The following is a 17785-nucleotide window of genomic DNA, read 5'->3' as shown; positions in this document are numbered from 1 at the left end:
CAGTCTCCTGTCGTGATTGAGAGGCTGTCATGCGTTCCGTCTTTGCATTCCTGTTTGCTGCCCTTCTGGTGTCGGCTTCGCCAGTGCCGGGCTTTGCCTTGGCGTCGCCGCCGGCGGATTCCGGAAATGACTCCGAAGGCGGCCAGCGTGGCAACCGCATCCTGACGCTCTTCAATCTTGCCGGGTCCGACGACGAAGAGGACGAAGTCGAGGAAGAGGACGAGGATGATCCGCGTTCCTTCACCATGCCGACCGTGGTCGCGCCCTTGTCGCGCGAAGGCCGGCTGACCGGCTTTGCCTACGTGCAGATCCGGGTCCGGATCGCTGACGGGCAGAATATCTGGTCCATCCGCGACGACGCGCATTACGCGCTCGATGCTGCCGTCCGGGCGGCCTATCGCAATTCCGTGTCCAATGTCGAAGGCTCCGGCCTCGACGTGACGCGGGCGGTGGCCGTGTGGCAGGCGGCGTTGGCCGAGCATTACGGACCGCGGGCAATCGAGCGCGTCGAGATTCGCAATGCCGATACCCGGCTCTTTCGTCGATAATTCTATATTGCGCTGCAGCAAGTCAATGTTTTGACTTGTTAAAGAGTGCGTGTTGCACCGCTCTAATGCTTTGGGCATAGTCCCCCCAACAATAAGAACAAAAGCGGGGAGATGTCTAAGGTCGGCGTGGGCACACGCGCATGACTCCCTGCATTCATTCCGAGACCACAACGAAGTGAACAAACGGGGCTGGAATCCATGAACATGCTTTTGTTGGCCATTGCGGCAGCTGTTCTCGCCATCATCTACGGGGTCGTGCAGACCCAGCGTTTGATGGCGGCGAGTGCAGGCACTGAGAAGATGCAGGAAATCGCATCGGCCATTCAGGAAGGCGCGAACGCCTACCTCAAACGTCAATACACCACCATCGGCATCGTCGGCGTCGCCGTCTGCGTCCTGATCGCCGTCTTCCTTGGTTGGCAGGTCGCGCTGGGCTTCGCCATTGGCGCCGTCCTGTCGGGCGCTGCCGGTTTTATCGGCATGCTGGTCTCGGTCCGCGCGAATGTGCGCACCACCCAGGCTGCCAGCACGAGCCTGGCTGCAGGCCTGGCCGTCGCGTTCCGCTCCGGTGCGGTGACCGGCATGTTGGTCGCCGGTTTGGCCCTGCTGGGTGTCGCTGGCTATTACTGGATTCTGACCGGTCCGATGGGCTTCGTGCTCGGCAGTGAAGAGAATGGCCGGGTCATCATCGACTCCTTGGTCGCGCTCGGCTTCGGCGCGTCGCTGATCTCGATTTTCGCCCGTCTCGGCGGCGGTATCTTCACCAAGGGTGCGGATGTCGGTGGCGACATGGTCGGCAAGATTGAAGCGGGTATTCCCGAAGACGATCCGCGCAACGCCGCCACCATTGCCGATAATGTCGGTGACAATGTCGGTGATTGCGCCGGCATGGCGGCTGACCTGTTCGAGACCTATGCCGTGACCGTGGTTGCCACCATGGTGCTCGCCGCCATCTTCTTCACCGGCGGACTGGCCACCACAATGGTGCTCTATCCGCTGATGATCGCGGCGGCTTGTATCGTCACCTCCATCATCGGCACCTTCTTTGTCAGCCTGGGCAAGGGCACCAATGTGATGGGGGCGCTCTACAAGGGCCTCATCGTTGCCGGTGTCTTGTCCATCGGTGCGCTTTATTTCGTGACCGATTTCACGATCGGCATGGGCGATATCGCCGAGGTCAATGGCAAGATGATCACCGGCATGAACCTGTTCTATTCCGGGATCATCGGCCTGGTCGTCACGGCGGCCATTATCTGGGTCACTGAATACTACACCGGCACCGAGTACCGGCCGGTCAAATCGGTCGCCCTGGCGTCTGAGTCCGGGCACGGCACGAATGTCATCCAGGGCCTCGCGGTTTCGTTGGAATCGACGGCGCTGCCGGCCCTGATCATCATTGGCGGCATCCTCGGCACCTACATGCTGGCGGGCCTGTTCGGCATTGCCATCTCGGTGACAACCATGCTGGCGCTCGCTGGCTTGATCGTGGCTCTCGATGCCTTCGGCCCGGTCACCGATAATGCCGGCGGTATCGCTGAAATGGCCGGGCTCGATGAAAGCGTCCGCAACACGACCGACACGCTGGACGCCGTGGGCAACACGACCAAGGCGGTCACCAAGGGCTATGCGATCGGTTCCGCCGGTCTCGGCGCCTTGGTCCTGTTTGCGGCCTATACGACCGATGTTGAACACCTGCTTGGCATCCAGCCGGACTTCTCGCTCGAGAATCCGTATGTGATCGTCGGCCTGCTGTTCGGCGGGCTGCTGCCTTACCTGTTCGGTGGCATGTCGATGATGGCGGTGGGCCGTGCGGCCACGGCCGTGGTCGCCGAAGTGCGCCGCCAGTTCAAGGAAATCCCGGGCATCATGGAGTACAAGGCAAAGCCGGATTATGGCCGCGCCGTGGACATCCTGACCAAGGCAGCGATCCGCGAGATGATCGTGCCATCGCTTCTGCCCGTCCTGTCGCCGATCGTGCTCTACTTTGCCATCAATGCCATCGCCGGTCAGGCGCAGGCACTGGCGGCAGTCGGCGCGATGCTTCTGGGTGTCATCGTCAATGGCCTGTTTGTCGCGGTCTCCATGACTGTCGGCGGCGGCGCTTGGGACAATGCCAAGAAGTATATCGAAGACGGCCATCATGGCGGCAAGGGCTCGGAAGCCCACAAGGCCTCCGTGACCGGCGATACCGTTGGTGATCCCTACAAGGACACCGCCGGCCCGGCTGTGAACCCGATGATCAAGATCACCAATATCGTGGCCTTGCTGCTGCTGGCCTTCCTGGCCCACTAGTCAGGCAGGATCATCGAGACGATCTGGGAGCTCCGGCCAGCGGCCGGAGCTCCTTCTTTTTGCCAGGGTCTCGCAGCGCGATTTCCAGGTTTCCTCGGCGTCGGAATAGGCGGCCTGACAGGCCCGCCAGACCGGATGCGCTTCGCTCTCCCCAATCCCCTGGATAACCGATCCATGGCCTGGGAACGGGAGTGATGATGGGGTGGGCGAAAAGGGGGGCGGACAAGTGTTCTCGATTTTTTTATGTGGCGCGCTTTCCCTCTCCCTTGGGAGAGGGTCAGGGTGAGGGGCAAGTCCCGGTGGGCGGAGGCGTTTCCCCCCTCATCCGCGTTGTGCGCACCTTACTCCCAGGGAGACGGCAAGTGGGCGGGAGCGGGGTCGGCACGTCGACGTCGCGCTCGGCGCGGGGCAATCGTTCGGCGGTGGCGATGGATCGTCGAGCGGCGATGATTGGCGGGGTCAGGTCAGCTAGCCTTGCTTCATGGCTGCGGCACCGGAACCCGCCGCGATAGCAAGGAGACAGGTCTTCCATGACGCATATTTTGACGATTGCCCTGGCGGCGGGGCTGGCCGCATGTTCCGCGAATACCGGTTCAACTCCGGCTGTGATGGCGCACGATCACGCGGTAGACGCGATAGCGCGTGAATGGGTCGAAGCGCATGACTTCAATGGCGTCATCATGTCGAGCGCGCCAGGGCACCCAGCCTATCAACTGGTCGTTGGCGTGGCGGACCCGGATACCGCGCGGCCGCTGACAGCGGATACGGCATTCCAGACCGGCTCGGTCGAGAAGTATTTCGCGGCAATCGTGGTTTTCGCCCTGATGGATGAGGGGGTGCTGGACATTGACACCCCGATCTCGGCCTATCTTCCCGATTACCGGAGCGATACCGGCGACCAGCTGACCCTGCGCCATATCCTGAGCAATCAGTCAGGCCTTCCCAATGACATTCTCCAGGCGTTCCGACGGGCTGCCAATGGCGAGATGGAGGCGGTCGAAGCGATCCGTGTCCCTGATGCTGTTTCGCTCTACGCCAGCGGTGATCTCGGCTTCGAGCCGGGGGCGCAATTCGACTATGTCCTGTCGAATTGGCTTTTGGTTCAACACCTTCTGGAGGAAGTGACAGGCCTGCCTTACCCGCAATTGCGGGCGCGCTTTGTCTTCGATCCGGCGCAAATGCGCCAGAGTGGCGGCTATCTCAACGACCTGTTCAATACCGACCCGCGGGTAGATGATGTCGCGATCGGATTCGACCCGGGCGACCCGGCGGGGCAGGGCGATTATTGGTCGCCGAGCTTTTTTCGCGGCAGCTATACGACCGCGGCGGACATGATCGCACTGGAGCGGGCGCTTGCCGATGGGCGTGTGTTGAGCGCGGCGCGCCTGGAGTTGTTCCGGACGGTGCAGGCGCCACAGCAAGCCTATGCTTTTGGCGGCCGCTATCGGGACTGGGAGCTGTGTGGCGAGCCCCGCCCTGTCTCTACCCAGTCGGGCTCCAACGGGGCTTCCAACATGACGTCGGCCTTCGATATCCAGTCAGGTTACGCCGTGGCCATCATGACCAATGTGGATGAAAGCCAGGGTGAAATGTTCGCCCTGTCAGCGCGATTGATGGAAACCATGATGGGATGTGGTGAATAATCCCGAGCGCTGCCGGCGAACGTCCTTGGATGACAAACGCCGCTGAGGCCGGCCTGTGTCCGGGCCTTCAGCAAAGAAAAGCCCCGACCGGATGGTCGGGGCTTTTTTTCTGGATGCGACGCTGTCGTGCCGATCGTCTTACTGGTCCCGACGCGGGCCGCCGGCGCCGCCGGGCAGGTTCTGTTCGCCACCGAATTGTTCCGTCGGGAGCCGTCCGACATTGCCGAGCAGCTGCTCGAGGAAGGTCAGCTCCCGGCCACGGGTCGGGGTTTCGCGACCGGCATAGGCGACGACGCGGCCGTCTTCCAGGCCATATTCAGAGACTTCGCTGACCACGCCCTCAGCGTCGAAGGTGACGGCAATGATGCGGCGATCGCGCGTGGCGGGCCGCAGATAGGCGAGGCTCTCGCGTGTCGCGGAGATGTAATACCAGGTATTGTCTTCAAATGTGCCACGGGTCGACGGGTTGCCAAGGCGCGACAATACGGAGCTTTCCGTGTCCTCGGCGACCACGATATTGGGCTCTTCCTGCGTCGTGTAGCGATAGCCGTGCGAGCGGAGGACCGGATTGCAGGCCGAGGCGCCGATCGCGCAAGCGGCAATCAGGACTGTAAGGCTAACGCGACGCTTCATCAGGAACTCCTGTGACATGGGATCAGCCCCGCGCGACGTGATGACGCGTGCGGCCCTGTCTTGACCTAACCAAGGGCGAGCTTAGCTTCAAGCGCCAATTCTTGGGAGTGCGGATCGCATGTTGAACCGTCTTTTCGATCGCAAGCCGGAAAAACGCCGGGCCGAGGCGCTGTATCGTGATGTCGTGACAGCGGCGCGGGCGCCGCATCTCTATGCCGGGCTTGGCGTGCCGGACACGGTGGAGGGGCGGTTCGAGATGATCATCCTGCATTGCGCCCTGGTCGTATTGACCCTGAAGCCGGTCGACAGCGACCCGGCCCGCGGCCTCAGCCAGGCGCTGTTTGACACCATGTTTGATGATTTCGACGCCGCCATGCGCGAAATGGGAGTCGGGGATTCGGGCGTCGGCAAGAAGATCCGCTTCATGGCGCAGGGGTTTTATGGCCGTGCCGAAGCCCTTCGCGATGCCATCGACAGTCCCGATCCCGGCCAATTGCAGGCCGTGCTGGCGCGGAATGTGTTCAATGCCGGGCCGGATGATCCGCGTGCGCCCGCCCTTGCCCTATACGTCAACTCGGCGGTCGAGGCGCTGAACGGCCAGGGCGGGCAAGCGCTTCTTGATGGCGCGGCGCCCGATTTCCCGCAATCCTGATCGCCGCCTTGCTGCCTTGCATTGCTTCGGTCATGGTCTAAGTTCCGCGAGCTTTTTGGCGCATGGCGCCTCTGCGAGGGACTGAGCACCGCTACTCATGACAGGTATCCCCACGATTTCGGTCGACGCCATGGGCGGCGATCTCGGACCGGAGGCGGTCGTCGAGGGCATCGGACACGCGCTCAAGCGCTGGCCGGACCGCAAGGCAACCTACCTCCTTCACGGCGACGAGGCCTTGCTGGCCCCCTTGCTGGCCAAACATCCCAAGGTCGCCGCCGTGTGCGAGCTGCGCCACACCGACACGCTGGTCCAGATGACTGACAAGCCCAGCGAAGCCGTGCGCCGGGCGCGCGGCTCGTCGATGTGGAACGCGATCCAGAGCGTCAAGGCGGGTGAGGCGGGCGCCATCGTGTCGTCGGGCAATACCGGCGCATTGATGGCGATCAGCAAGGTCATCCTGCGCATGAAGAAGGGCGTCCACCGCCCGGCGATCTCGGCCAACTGGCCGACCCCGAAGGGCCACACCGTGGTGCTCGATGTGGGGGCCAATGTTCAATGCAATGCGACCCAGCTGGTCGAGTTTGCCATTATGGGCGAGGCCTATCATCGTGCCGTGTTCGGCGGCGAGGCGCCCAGTGTCGGCCTGTTGAATGTCGGTCAGGAAGAACTCAAGGGCAATGACACCGTCCGTGAGGCCGATCAGCTGATCCGCAAGGCCAATCTGGACATCGCCTATCAGGGCTTCATCGAGGGCAATGACATTTCCGCCGGCGGTATCGATGTCGTCGTCACCGACGGTTTCACAGGCAATATTGCGCTGAAAACGGCTGAAGGCACGGCCCGCCTGGTGGCCGGCTGGGTGCGTGATGCGCTGACCAGTTCGCTGCTGGCCAAGCTGGCGGCCGGCCTGTTGTCGCTGGGCGCGCTTGAACGCCTGCGTCAGCGCATGGATCCGCGCTATATCAATGGCGGCGTGCTGCTGGGTCTCAAGGGCATCGTGGTAAAGTCCCATGGCGGTGCCGATGGCGAGGGCTTTGCCTCGGCACTCGGCCTTGCCTATGTCATGGCGCAGAGCGATTTCATGGCCCAGATTCGCGCCAATCTCGACAAGTTTGCCAGTTTCGAAGAACAGGAAGTCGCAGCCGCGTCATGACTGAATTGAGTTCGCGTATCGCCGGTATCGGCTCGCATCTGCCCGAACGGATTCTCACCAATGATGAGATCTCGGCGATGGTGGATACCAGCGACAGCTGGATCCGCGAGCGCACAGGGATCCGCCAGCGCCATATTGCGGGCGAGGGGGTGACCACTTGTGATCTGGCCGAACGGGCAGCCCGGCGTGCGCTGGACGATGCCGGCCTGGCCGCTGAAGAGCTGGACCTGATCGTGGTCGCCACCACGACGCCGGATTTCACCTTCCCCTCGGTTGGCACCATGTTGCAGGCGCGCCTCGGGGCGACCAAGGGCGCCGCGTTTGACGTCCAGGCCGTGTGCACCGGCTTTGTCTATGCCCTTGCCATGGCTGACAACATGATTGCCCGCGGTCAGGCGAAAACGGCGCTGGTCGTCGGCGCCGAGACCATGTCGCGCATCCTCGACTGGACCGACCGTTCGACCTGCGTCCTGTTCGGTGACGGCGCCGGTGCCATGGTGTTGCAGGCCGACGAGACCGCCAGCGGGCCCGAGCGGTCCGGCATTCTGGGCACCTATCTGCGCTCGGACGGGCGTTTCAAGGATTTGCTGCACGTCGATGGCGGTCCGTCCTCGACGGGCACGGTCGGGCATTTGCGCATGGTCGGCAATCAGGTCTTCCGGCACGCCATCACCAATATTGCAGAGTCGATGACCACGATTGCGGGCCGGTCAGGCGTCACGATCGAGGAGGTTGACTGGTTCGTGCCGCACCAGGCCAATCAGCGCATTCTCGAGGGTGTCGCGCGCAAGTTGTCGATCCCGACCGAGAAGGTGATTTCCACCGTTGCCGACCATGGCAACACGTCGGCAGCCTCGGTCCCGCTGGCTTTTGACCGCGCTGTGCAGGACGGTCGGATCAAGCGGGGCGACCTGGTTTTGATGGAAGCATTGGGCGGCGGATTTACCTGGGGCGCAGCCCTGGCCCGGTTCTGATCGACATTTTCCAGAGTTTCTCGCACCTATCCAAGACCTTGGCGTTGACCTGACCCGGTTTCGGGGCGTAGCCTGATATCGTCTTTGTGGGGATAGCCATGGCAGATAAAACCTTGACGCGTGCCGATCTGGCGGAAGCAGTCTACCGGGAGGTCGGCCTGTCTCGCCAGGAGTCGGCCGATTTGGTCCAGTCGGTATTGGGTATGGTTTCGGACACGCTGGCGAAAGGTGAGTCCGTGAAACTCTCCTCCTTCGGCTCGTTCCTGCTGAGGGACAAGCGTGGACGTGTGGGGCGTAATCCGAAGACCGGGGTGGAAGTGCCGATTGAGGCACGCCGCGTTCTGGTGTTCAAACCGTCACAAGTACTCAAGGAGCGCGTCGACTCGGCTCTGTCCAAGGATTAGGGCGGACCCGCAGACTGACGCGAACAGCGCATGTCGGTCACGAACAAGTCTGCAGACGCATTTCGAACCATCAGCGAAGCCGCTGAGGAATTGGATATTCCCGCGCATGTGCTGCGCTTTTGGGAAAGCAAATTCGCCCAGATCAGCCCGCTAAAACGGGCCGGTGGCCGCCGTTTCTACCGGCCGCAAGACCTGCAATTGCTGCGCGGCGTGAAGCGTCTTCTCTATGAGGACGGCTACACGATCAAGGGGGCCCGCAAATATTTCAAGGATCATGGTGTTGCTGCCGTGATGGAAATGGGTGACCCGTCCGGCAGCCAGCCGCGTGACGCGCTGGCAATCGATGCCGCGGACCGTGAAACACCGACCGTGCGGACGCCGGCCAAACCGCGTCCGGCCGATGGTGCGCAACGCCAGCTCGACGATATCCTCGCCGACCTGGAAAACGCCCAGGCCAAGCTGAAAGCGGCGCTGGAACCGTGACCCTGGGTGCCCGGGCGTCGTCACCGCAGATGGTGCTGACAGGCCTGTTGCCCAGCGGCAAACCTCCCCCTATAAGCGACTTCCCCATCGGACGGGCCTGCCTGTCCAGCAAGTGAGTGTCGGAGCGTGGCGCAGCCCGGTTAGCGCACCGGTCTGGGGGACCGGGGGTCGCGAGTTCGAATCTCGCCGCTCCGACCATTTGCTTGCGATGTTCTCGACAATTCTGACCCTGTTGCGGGTATCAACCCTCCTTCTCCTTGGGGAGAAGGTGGCCCGAAGGGCCGGATGAGGGGGATTCGCTCTGCGGTCACTGGGATTTACCCCTCACCCTGACCCTCTCCCCAGGGAGAGGGAAGGCAGGTGGCAGACGCGCGCGACTGCCTTTACACCCCCGCCATAGCGGCTTTCATCACATCCTTCATTGCCATCTCCGGATCTGCCAGCGCCGCCGGGTCCGGCTTGGCGCGTTTCAGGATCATCATCTTGGCGGCCATGAAGCTTTGCGGGTCATTGATGCAGTCGGCGGCAATGAGGACGCCATTGGCGAGGTGGAAGAAGCTGCGCGGGGTTTCACCGTCGCCGGCGCGGGTGATGGTGGTGTCGTGCTGGCCGATCAGGCCGGCGGTCTGGAGTTTGAGGTCATACTGGTCGGACCAGAACCAGGGCACTTCCGGTTTCGGTGCGGCCGCGCCGCAGATCGCCGCGGCCGCGTGCTTGGCCTGGTCGAGGGCATTGGGCACGCTTTCCAGGCGCAGTCGGGTGCCGGTGAGCCAGTTGTGCTGTTCGGCGCAATCGCCGATGGCGAAAATGGCCGGGTCATCGGTGCGGCACTCGGCGTCGACGCAGATACCATTGGCGGTGGCGAGACCGCTGGCAGCGGCCAATTCCTGATTGGGGATGACGCCGATGCCGACAAGGACACTGTTGCAGGCAATCGTCTCTCCGCTGGTCAATTCGACCGCCTGCACGTGCTTGCCGCGTGAGAACAGGCCGGATTTGGCCTTGAGCGCTGCGACCTGGCTGTCCAGCCGCACCGAGACGCCGCGCGTGTCATGGGCGATGCGATAAAATTCCGAAACTTCGGGGACGGCGACGCGGGCCAGCAACCGGTCCATCGCTTCGATCACGATCGGTTCGGCGCCGCGCTTCTGGGCCACGGAGGCCGCTTCCAGGCCGATGTAACCGCCACCGATGATGGCGATGCGCTTGCCGGGTGCGAAATCGGCTTTCAGGGCGTCGACATCGGCGATGGTGCGCAGATAGCGCACACCGTCGAGATCCGCGCCCGGGACGGGCAGGCGGCGGACCCGCGATCCGGTCGCCAGGACGAGATGGGTGTAGGTCTCGCTCGACCCGTCGGCAAAGCGCACGATGCGGGCATCGCGGTCGATTTCGGTCGCTTCGCTGCCCAGGTGCAGCTCGACATTCTGCTCTGCCCAGGTTTCCGGCGGCTGCAGCCACAGCCGGCTTTCATCGATCTCGCCGGACAGATAGGTCTTGGACAAGGGCGGGCGTTGATAGGGCGGATGGGGCTCATCGCCCGCCAGCACGATACGACCGGCAAAGCCGCCGCGCCGCAGCGACGCGGCACACTGGCCGCCTGCCTGGCCGGCGCCGAGAATGACGACTGTCTCGTCGGAATTGCTCACGCGCATCTCTCCCCAATTCGCGAACCGCTTGCGACATGATGGCGCGTCCGGTCCAGTCCTGCGAGTGCAATATCATCATGTCGGGGTCCGGCGGTGAGGCACAAGGCTTGTGCTGCGGCGTGGATGGGGTAGGTAGCCCGCCCGGGAGATTGCATGTCGTATCATTCCAGCACCACAAGCCGCGCCGTCTCGCTCTGGCTGCTCGTCGTTGCCGCGCTCGTCTGCGCCATGATCATTATCGGCGGCACCACGCGCCTGACCGATAGCGGCCTGTCGATCACCGAGTGGAAGCCGATCTCCGGCGCCATTCCGCCGCTCAGCCAAGCGGATTGGGAACGCGAGTTTTCCCTCTATCAGCAGACGACAGAGTTCCAGGTCCAGAATTCGGCGATGACGCTGGCCGAGTTCGAATTCATCTTCTGGTGGGAGTGGGGCCATCGCCAGCTCGGCCGCCTGATCGGCCTGGTCTATTTCGTGCCCTTCGTCTTCTTCTGGCTGCGCGGCCATCTCAGCGCCCGCCTCAAGCCGCGCCTGTTCGGGCTTTTCCTGCTTGGCGGCGCCCAAGGCGCGATCGGCTGGTGGATGGTGGCGAGCGGATTGTCCGACCGGCTCGATGTCAGCCAATACCGGCTGGCGACCCATCTCGGCATGGCCTTCATCATATTGGGCGCGTCGATCTGGCTGTCGCTGGAAGCGCGCTTCGGCCCGCCGCCGCTGCGCCGGGGACGACTGGCCGGTGTGACCACCGGTCTGCTGGCGCTGATCTTCGTACAGGTCTTGCTGGGGGCGTTCGTGGCCGGCCTCGATGCCGGACGCATCTACAACACCTGGCCACTGATGAATGGCGAGCTGATCCCGTCTGACTATCTCGGCGGCATGTCATTCTTGCCGGCGATTTTCGAGAGCCATGCCGCCGTCCAGATGCACCATCGCTGGATGGCTTATCTGGTGGCGCTGTGCGTATTCGCGCATGCCGTCCTGATCTGGCGTGAGCCGCGGGTGTCGCTGAAACCCTTCATGATCATCCTGCCGGCCCTGGTGATCGGCCAGATGGCTTTGGGCATTGCGGCCCTGGTATCGGTCGTGCCGCTGCACCTGTCGCTGGCCCACCAGGCGGGGGCGATCCTGTTGTTCAGCGCCACGGTCTGGGCGGCCTGGACGGCGCGGCGGGCGGTCTGAGAGACGCCCTCGTCAGGCTAGAGACCGGCCCGGCGCGCGCGCTGCCAGTAGATGATCGCGATCAGGCTCACGGTGATCGGGATCATGAGTCCGTATTCATCGGTCCACAGGGCGGTTGAGGCATTCTCCACCGTCAAGGGCGTGAAGATTTTCTGGATGTAGATATTGTGGGCGCCGTGAAACATGATGGCAGGCCAAACCGACCCGCTCTTGAACGTGTAGTAGGTCATGATGACGCTCATCGCGATGATCATCACGGTGAAGCACGCCAGCTGAAACAGGGGGTTGCCGCCGCCATAGGCAATGATGACCGGGTAGTGCCAGACGGCCCAGATGCCGCCGCTGATCAGGCATGTGGCATTGAATGAGAAGATCTTGCGCAACTCCCACACAAAGAAGCCGCGCCAGCCGATTTCCTCACCGGCGATCGTGCCCAATGATTTGACGAATTGTACGACGGCCATCAGCACGCCCATCAAGCCGATCACGACGAAGGCCGGAGCTTCCGGCAGTCCGAGTGACTGCCCCCATTCGGTAATGGTTTCGGCATTGCCAAACCCGCCCAGCCCGGTCAGCCACACAAGCCCGTAGGCGATCGATACGTAGAGAACCGGGATCAGGTAACCGGCCCGATTGGCGCCGTGCTTGCCCCATTTCCAGGGCAGTGACGCGATCGTCCGGCGGCGGAGTTTGAGTGTCAGGAAGGCGGACAGGGCCGGCATCATCATGAGGGTGCCGACATAGAGCGAGGTCGGAATGAGCGCGACTATGGCGTAGTGGGCAAGGGCGCTCAGGACTGTGAGAATGCCGATAAATACCAGCAGGGTGATGACAGTCGTGCGTTTGTCAGCCTGGGTTACGGTCATGATGTGCGGCTTTCCTTTACGTGTGAGGCCGTCGGGTGTAATTTATGCACATAATTGTACAATTAATTGTATAAAGGCAAGCCATGCGTGACAGCAATATCATGGACACACACCGGCTGAGCGGCGCTTTCGTGTCGAACAAGCTTCTGCGGCTGGTTGAAACCCTCGCCGATCAGGGTGAGGTCTTGTTGCAGACAGCCGGCATCGTCATTCCGCCGCGCGCCATTTCCACCGTGCTGATGATCGGCGAAGTGCCCGACGTCACCGCAGCGGATATCGCAACCGCGCTGGACCAGCCGCACCAGGTTGCGACCCAACGGGTGGCGCTCCTCATCAAGCTGGGACTTGTGTCCAAGCGGCCTCACTCATCGGACAGTCGCCGCAAGGTTCTGGAATTCACTGCGCTGGGCAGGACCCAGTATGATCTGATGATGATCATGCTGGAGAAAATTCGCGCGGCCATGGACGCGCTGTTTGACGAGTTGGGCGTCGATCTGGCGGCCAAGGCCGTGGAAGCGGTCCGATCGCTGAAGGCGACGCCGTTGGTCGACCGGGTTTCCTGACCGGGCCATGGCCATGCAAACAGGGCCATGCAAAATGAGCCGCTTGCGCGGCTCACCTTGATGTCTGATCGAATTTCAACCCGTTGCTAGTCTTGCGCCACAACGGCCCGGATCAGGGCATCGCGCGAGACGACTTTGAGCCGGCCGGCACCCTCATCGAACACGACCATTAGCCCGTTGGCGTAGGCGGTGTAGCCGAAATCCGCATCGGTGACGGCGAGGGCGGCGGGTGTCTGGATGCCGGGGGTTGAGAGCCCGTCGACAATGTCGAGCGAGGCGCCCCGCACCAGTGTTTCCGCGTCAAAGCTTTCCACTGTCTCGCCACTGCCACTGGTCGCGAGCACGCGCTGGGTGCCGTTGAAGTCGCCGAGCGTGAGATTGGCAGCCCGGAAGGGATCCTCGGCCAGGATCGTGCCGTCACCGGACAGGCGGGCAATGCCGCCGACCGGGCTGGCCGTGTAGATGTCGCCGTCCAGGGTCGCGCACTGGCGTGCCGGCGCGGGCAGCGGGAAATCACGGACGCGTTCGACGCTGAGTTGGTCGCTGCCGGCATCGCGGACACGCCAAATCTCGGCATGGGCACCGGTGCCCAGAATGACCAGCTCGACAAAGCCGACGCCCTCACGCATCAGGCACAGCCCGGCGACGCCGTCGACCGGCTCGATGGCGCCAAGCGGCAGGTCGAGAACCTGGGCACCGTCGCGCACCACGGCATAGCCCCGGACGGCATTGGCGTCGCTGACCGATCCGAAAATGAGCGGCAGGGCTTCACCGCGCAGCTCGAAGGCCGGCGCAACAGCCAGACCGGTAAGGCGTTCACCGGCATGGCGGGTCTTGAGGAGCCCGTCGAGATCGAAAATGTCGATCCCGCCGGCGCCGGGTGCAGACAGCACAAAGCCCAAGGAAGGGGCGTTCGGATCGGGCAGGAAACCGACCGGGCCGCCGCCACCCTCAACAGCGGTGAAGGCCGCAGTGACAAGCACCTCGACCGGGCCGGTTTCCTCAATCTCCGCCGTCTCGCCTTCCGGCGCTTCCGCGTTCGGACCGCAGGCGGCGAGTGCCAGCAGCGAAGCGCCTAGAGCGAAGGCGCGGGCCAGGGACCGCGAACCGCGAAGGTTTGTCCGGGATAGCGCTGAACGTTGAAAAACAGGGTCGAACCGTCGGGACTGAAACATGGACCGCAAATCTCGCTTTTTTGACCTTCCGGCCCGGAGGCCGCATTGCGTCCAATCGTATACACCTCGCCATCGGGCGTCACGCCGCGGATGTACTGGTCCTGCGGCCCATCCTCGACGACGATCAGATCGCCCCAGGGCGCGACGCAGAGATTGTCGCAGCGCTCCATCACGGCATCGTCATGGCTCTCGAAGAAAAGTTGGAGACGACCGGCCTCGGCTGTTTCGTCCGCTTCGCCTTCGGCCGGGCTGGGCTGATAGCGCCAGATCTGGCCGAGACGCTCCGGGCCGCCGTCGGTGCAGGTGAAATAGCACTCATTATCGCCCCACCAGATGCCTTCGCCGCGGGTGAATTTGGCGGCGCCGGCGGCGATCCCGCGCAGGGCCAGGTCGGCATTGGGCGCCTCGACATCGTCGAGATCGATCCACTCGACGTCCAGCCATTCGCCCTGCGCGATGTCGGCACCGTTCCAATTGCGGGTATCCAAGCCCGGACGGCCACGCACGGCGAGACCCTGCAGCCGGCCGCCTTGCGCCAGCTCTCCCGGCACATTGGCCAGAAAGCGGTAGAACAGGCACGCATCATACCGGTCCTCGGTGAGGTAGGCGATCAGCGTCCGCGGATCGATGGCAACGGCCTCGTGGCGGAAACGGCCCATTGCCTTGAGGGGGACCGGTTCGACCAGGCCGGTCGCGTCCGCAGGAACCTCGAACACATAACCATGTTCGACACCGGCTTCCGGTCCGGCATTGGTTTCGTTTTCTTCGCACGTCAGCCAGGTGCCCCATGGTGTCTGGCCGCCGGCGCAATTATTGATGGTGCCGACCAGGGACAGGTATTCGTCTTCGACGGCGAGGGTTTCCGGATTGAGGACGACATGGCTGGTGCCGCCAATATGCGGATTGCCGTCGGCGTCCCAGTCATGCACCAGCGAGCGATCAATCAATTCGAGCCCGGCATTGTCGACGCCAAACGGGCTCTTGTCGGTCTCACCGACACGCAATTCGTGATTGCGCACCAGGACCAGGCGCCCGTCGGTCCGCTGGAAACAGGCCATGCCATCAAAATCGCCGGGCACGATGAGGCCGTCGCTCATCGGCTGGCCGGCCGAGGAGATCACGTCATAGGTGAAGCCGCGGGGCAGATCGAACAGGCCGTCCGGATCGACCTGCAGGTCACCAAAGCCTTCGACCTGGTTGAAGTAGCCCTGTTCGGCCGGATAGCGACGCTGGCAGGCCGACAGGGCAGCCAGGCCGGAAAAGGCGAGGGTGGTGGCAGCGCTGTTGCGCAGGAAATGGCGTCGGGACAGGGACATGATGCTCTCCAGGGCGTGCGTGATCACCTTGTAACTACAACGACTTCGCGACGGATGCATGACGCCGCTGCAGCATGCGGTATTATTTAACCGCATCCCTAGGTGTATAAAATTACAGCTAAAATCGGACACCTGCTTGACCGAGTGGAAAATCCCCCCTAAACGGCGCGCTCGAATTCAACCTGATCCAATCAGGCCTGAGGCAGGATTATTATGAAAACCATCTCCGTTAAGCCGGCGGATGTCGTTAAAAAGTGGGTCGTGATCGACGCAGAAGGTGCCGTTGTCGGTCGCCTCGCTGCTTATGTCGCCACCCGCCTGCGCGGCAAGCACCGTCCGGACTACACCCCCCATGTCGACATGGGCGACAACATCATCATCGTGAACGCCGAGAAGGTCGTCTTCACCGGCACCAAGCGCGATGACAAACGCTATTATCACCACACCGGTCACCCGGGTGGGATCAAGGAAACCAGCCCGGCGAAACTGCTGGACGGCCGTTTCCCGGAACGCGTTGTCGAGAAAGCCGTGCTGCGCATGCTGCCGAAAGACAGCCCGCTGGCGCGTCAGCAGTTCTCGAACCTGCGCGTTTACGCCGGTCCCGACCACAAGCACGAGGCGCAACAGCCGGAAGTGGTCGATTTCAAGTCCATGAACTCCAAGAATACGCGAGGCTGATATGTCTGAAGAAGCCCGCTCGCTCGAAGACCTCAAAGACGTCATCAAGGAAGCCGATGCCGGCACCGTGGTGGCTGACGAGTCCGTTCCGGCTGAGCCCAAAATCGATGAGCACGGCCGTTCCTATGCCACCGGCAAGCGCAAGAACGCGGTCGCCCGCGTCTGGATCAAGCGCGGCAATGGCAAGATCACGGTCAATGGCCGTGACCAGGAAGCCTATTTCGCCCGTCCGGTCCTGCGCATGCTGCTCCAGCAGCCGCTGCAGGCCGCCGAGCGCGTTGACGAGTTCGACATTGTCGCCACCGTCGTCGGTGGTGGCCTGTCCGGCCAGGCCGGTGCTGTGCGTCACGGCATCTCCAAAGCCCTCCAGCTGTTCGAGCCGGGCCTGCGCCCGGTCCTGAAGGCCGGTGGCTTCCTGACCCGCGACAGTCGTGTCGTCGAGCGTAAGAAGTACGGCAAGGCCAAGGCTCGCCGCTCCTTCCAGTTCTCCAAGCGCTAAGCTTTCCGAACAACGCCGAGTACAAGACGGGCGGTGCCAATGGCGCCGCCCGTTTTCTTTTTGTCTCAGCTTCGGCGGCGCGACCGCGCCTGTTTTGCCAGCCCGTCCGCGATCGCATCGAAGACCAGTCGGATACGGCGGCTGGTATTGAGCTCGCGATGGGTGACCAGCCAGGTCTGGACGGGGATGGGCGGCAGCGCCGGCCACAGCTCCTCCAGCTCCGAATGCTGCTCGATCCAGTCGCGCGTCATCGGCGTCACGCCCAGGCCCTGCATCGCCAGCGCATGGTGAACGGTGCTGCTGCCGCAACTGATGGGAAAATTGTCAGGCGTGAGGCTGAGTCCGATCGCGTTGAGGGCCTCGATCACCCGTTCATTCTGCTCGAACCCGATGAAATCCATGCGATTGATGTCGTCGATTGAGGTCGGTCGTCCGACCCGGTCGAGATAGTCGGGATGGGCGTAGAGATGGCCGGTCGTTTCGCCAACCAGTCGCGCGATCAGGTCGGGCTGTTCGGGTCTTGCGTGACGGATCGCAATGTCGGCCTCACGCTTTTGCAGGTCGTGCAACTCGTTCGAGGCGATGATCTCCAGCCGGATACCGGGTGCCGTCTCGCGGATGTGCCGGATGATCGGCGGCAGGTAGTAGGAGGCCATGATATTGGTCGCCGTCACGGTCACCAGCCCTTCAATCGTGCTGGACTGGCCGGAGGCGGTCAGGGATATCCGTTGCGCGGCTTCGCCCATGGAGCGGACATGTTCGACCAATTCCATGGCGGCGCCGGTCGGCACGGTGGCGCGCCGATTGCGCTCGAATAGCGTGACGCCCAGGTCCGATTCCAGCGCCGCGATCTGTCGGCTCAGCGTGGGTTGGGTTTGCCCCAGGGCGCGGGCAGCGCCGGAGAACGACCCTTCCTCGATTGTGGCGAGGAAGGCGCGGATCTGATTCCAGTCGAAGGCGATAGCGGACCAATTCATGGGTTTTCGTATATCAGAAACCCGTTTTGCGGCAATTCATATCCGGTCTGCGTATGCCTAAATATCAGCCGAGGCGATCACGACGGGTGGTCGTGGCCGGG

At 62.9% G+C, this 17785-nt stretch carries 18 protein-coding genes and 1 tRNA gene; 13 read left to right on the top strand and 6 right to left on the bottom strand.

Features of this window, described 5'->3' with window-relative positions; genetic code table 11:
• The first annotated feature begins 29 nt into the window (after nucleotides 1–29).
• The 3 genes from AWH62_RS07770 (at nucleotide 30) to AWH62_RS07760 (ending at nucleotide 4483) form a co-directional block, all read left to right on the top strand.
• Nucleotides 30–548 (top strand): hypothetical protein, encoded by a 519-nt coding sequence (locus AWH62_RS07770; RefSeq protein WP_075189894.1) that lies wholly within the window; start codon nucleotides 30–32, stop codon nucleotides 546–548.
• Between the two features lie 198 nt (nucleotides 549–746).
• Complete coding sequence (locus tag AWH62_RS07765) at nucleotides 747–2840, top strand: sodium-translocating pyrophosphatase (RefSeq protein WP_075189893.1); 2094 nt, start codon at nucleotides 747–749, stop codon at nucleotides 2838–2840.
• A gap of 530 nt (nucleotides 2841–3370) precedes the next feature.
• Complete coding sequence (locus tag AWH62_RS07760; RefSeq protein ID WP_075189892.1) at nucleotides 3371–4483, top strand: serine hydrolase; 1113 nt, start codon at nucleotides 3371–3373, stop codon at nucleotides 4481–4483.
• Between the two features lie 138 nt (nucleotides 4484–4621).
• On the opposite strand, the gene AWH62_RS07755 is transcribed toward AWH62_RS07760, so the two are convergent.
• On the bottom strand, nucleotides 4622–5116 hold the full coding sequence (locus AWH62_RS07755; protein ID WP_075189944.1) for an outer membrane protein assembly factor BamE: 495 nt from the start codon (nucleotides 5114–5116) through the stop codon (nucleotides 4622–4624).
• Nucleotides 5117–5234: 118 nt separating this feature from the next.
• Here AWH62_RS07755 and AWH62_RS07750 point away from each other — a divergent pair, with 118 nt between their 5' ends.
• From AWH62_RS07750 to AWH62_RS07725, 6 genes are all read left to right on the top strand, one after another.
• A complete protein-coding gene (locus AWH62_RS07750) occupies nucleotides 5235–5768 on the top strand; it encodes a ubiquinol-cytochrome C chaperone family protein (RefSeq protein ID WP_075189891.1) in 534 nt (177 codons plus the stop codon).
• A 97-nt stretch (nucleotides 5769–5865) separates the two neighbouring features.
• Entirely contained in the window at nucleotides 5866–6921 is a 1056-nt protein-coding gene (gene plsX, locus AWH62_RS07745) for a phosphate acyltransferase PlsX (protein ID WP_075189890.1), read from the top strand.
• Nucleotides 6918–7895, top strand: a complete 978-nt coding sequence (locus tag AWH62_RS07740; protein ID WP_075189889.1) for a beta-ketoacyl-ACP synthase III — start codon at nucleotides 6918–6920, stop codon at nucleotides 7893–7895. The genes plsX and AWH62_RS07740 overlap by 4 nt, the downstream gene beginning before the upstream one ends.
• 98 nt (nucleotides 7896–7993) lie before the next feature.
• The gene (locus tag AWH62_RS07735) at nucleotides 7994–8299 is read left to right on the top strand and encodes an integration host factor subunit alpha (protein WP_075189888.1); all 306 of its coding nucleotides are present in this window, start codon (nucleotides 7994–7996) and stop codon (nucleotides 8297–8299) included.
• Nucleotides 8300–8329: 30 nt separating this feature from the next.
• On the top strand, nucleotides 8330–8782 hold the full coding sequence (locus AWH62_RS07730; RefSeq protein WP_075189887.1) for a MerR family transcriptional regulator: 453 nt from the start codon (nucleotides 8330–8332) through the stop codon (nucleotides 8780–8782).
• 120 nt (nucleotides 8783–8902) lie between these two features.
• Nucleotides 8903–8980, top strand: a tRNA-Pro gene (locus AWH62_RS07725).
• Between the two features lie 185 nt (nucleotides 8981–9165).
• On the opposite strand, the gene AWH62_RS07720 is transcribed toward AWH62_RS07725, so the two are convergent.
• Nucleotides 9166–10437, bottom strand: coding sequence for an FAD-dependent oxidoreductase (locus AWH62_RS07720; protein ID WP_075189886.1), 1272 nt, complete (start codon nucleotides 10435–10437; stop codon nucleotides 9166–9168).
• Between the two features lie 147 nt (nucleotides 10438–10584).
• Between AWH62_RS07720 and AWH62_RS07715 the strand changes: the two genes are divergently transcribed.
• Nucleotides 10585–11610, top strand: a complete 1026-nt coding sequence (locus tag AWH62_RS07715; RefSeq protein ID WP_075189885.1) for a COX15/CtaA family protein — start codon at nucleotides 10585–10587, stop codon at nucleotides 11608–11610.
• A 17-nt stretch (nucleotides 11611–11627) separates the two neighbouring features.
• Here the strand turns inward: AWH62_RS07715 and AWH62_RS07710 are convergent, their stop codons facing one another.
• Nucleotides 11628–12476, bottom strand: coding sequence for a CPBP family intramembrane glutamic endopeptidase (locus AWH62_RS07710; RefSeq protein WP_075189884.1), 849 nt, complete (start codon nucleotides 12474–12476; stop codon nucleotides 11628–11630).
• 83 nt (nucleotides 12477–12559) lie between these two features.
• Between AWH62_RS07710 and AWH62_RS07705 the strand changes: the two genes are divergently transcribed.
• Nucleotides 12560–13039 carry a MarR family winged helix-turn-helix transcriptional regulator gene (locus tag AWH62_RS07705; RefSeq protein ID WP_075189883.1) on the top strand — a complete coding sequence of 160 codons (480 nt, stop codon included), beginning with the start codon at nucleotides 12560–12562 and terminating at the stop codon, nucleotides 13037–13039.
• Between the two features lie 86 nt (nucleotides 13040–13125).
• Here AWH62_RS07705 and AWH62_RS07700 read toward each other — a convergent pair whose 3' ends face one another.
• Nucleotides 13126–14214, bottom strand: coding sequence for a hypothetical protein (locus AWH62_RS07700; RefSeq protein WP_158025585.1), 1089 nt, complete (start codon nucleotides 14212–14214; stop codon nucleotides 13126–13128).
• Entirely contained in the window at nucleotides 14115–15530 is a 1416-nt protein-coding gene (locus tag AWH62_RS07695; protein WP_075189943.1) for an alkaline phosphatase PhoX, read from the bottom strand. The genes AWH62_RS07700 and AWH62_RS07695 overlap by 100 nt, the downstream gene beginning before the upstream one ends.
• A 213-nt stretch (nucleotides 15531–15743) precedes the next feature.
• On the opposite strand from AWH62_RS07695, the gene rplM reads away from it, so the two are divergent.
• Both rplM and rpsI read left to right on the top strand, forming a co-directional pair.
• Nucleotides 15744–16208, top strand: a complete 465-nt coding sequence (gene rplM / locus AWH62_RS07690) for a 50S ribosomal protein L13 (RefSeq protein ID WP_075189881.1) — start codon at nucleotides 15744–15746, stop codon at nucleotides 16206–16208.
• A gap of 1 nt (nucleotide 16209) precedes the next feature.
• Nucleotides 16210–16707, top strand: a complete 498-nt coding sequence (gene rpsI / locus AWH62_RS07685) for a 30S ribosomal protein S9 (RefSeq protein ID WP_075189880.1) — start codon at nucleotides 16210–16212, stop codon at nucleotides 16705–16707.
• 65 nt (nucleotides 16708–16772) lie between these two features.
• Here rpsI and AWH62_RS07680 read toward each other — a convergent pair whose 3' ends face one another.
• Nucleotides 16773–17684, bottom strand: coding sequence for a LysR family transcriptional regulator (locus tag AWH62_RS07680; protein ID WP_075189879.1), 912 nt, complete (start codon nucleotides 17682–17684; stop codon nucleotides 16773–16775).
• Between the last annotated feature and the right edge of the window lie 101 nt (nucleotides 17685–17785).

Source organism: Maricaulis sp. W15, assembly GCF_001924955.1.
Taxonomy (GTDB): Bacteria; Pseudomonadota; Alphaproteobacteria; order Caulobacterales; family Maricaulaceae; genus Maricaulis; species Maricaulis maris.
Note: the sequence above shows the minus strand (reverse complement) of the source record. Positions and strands in the feature narration are given on the sequence as shown.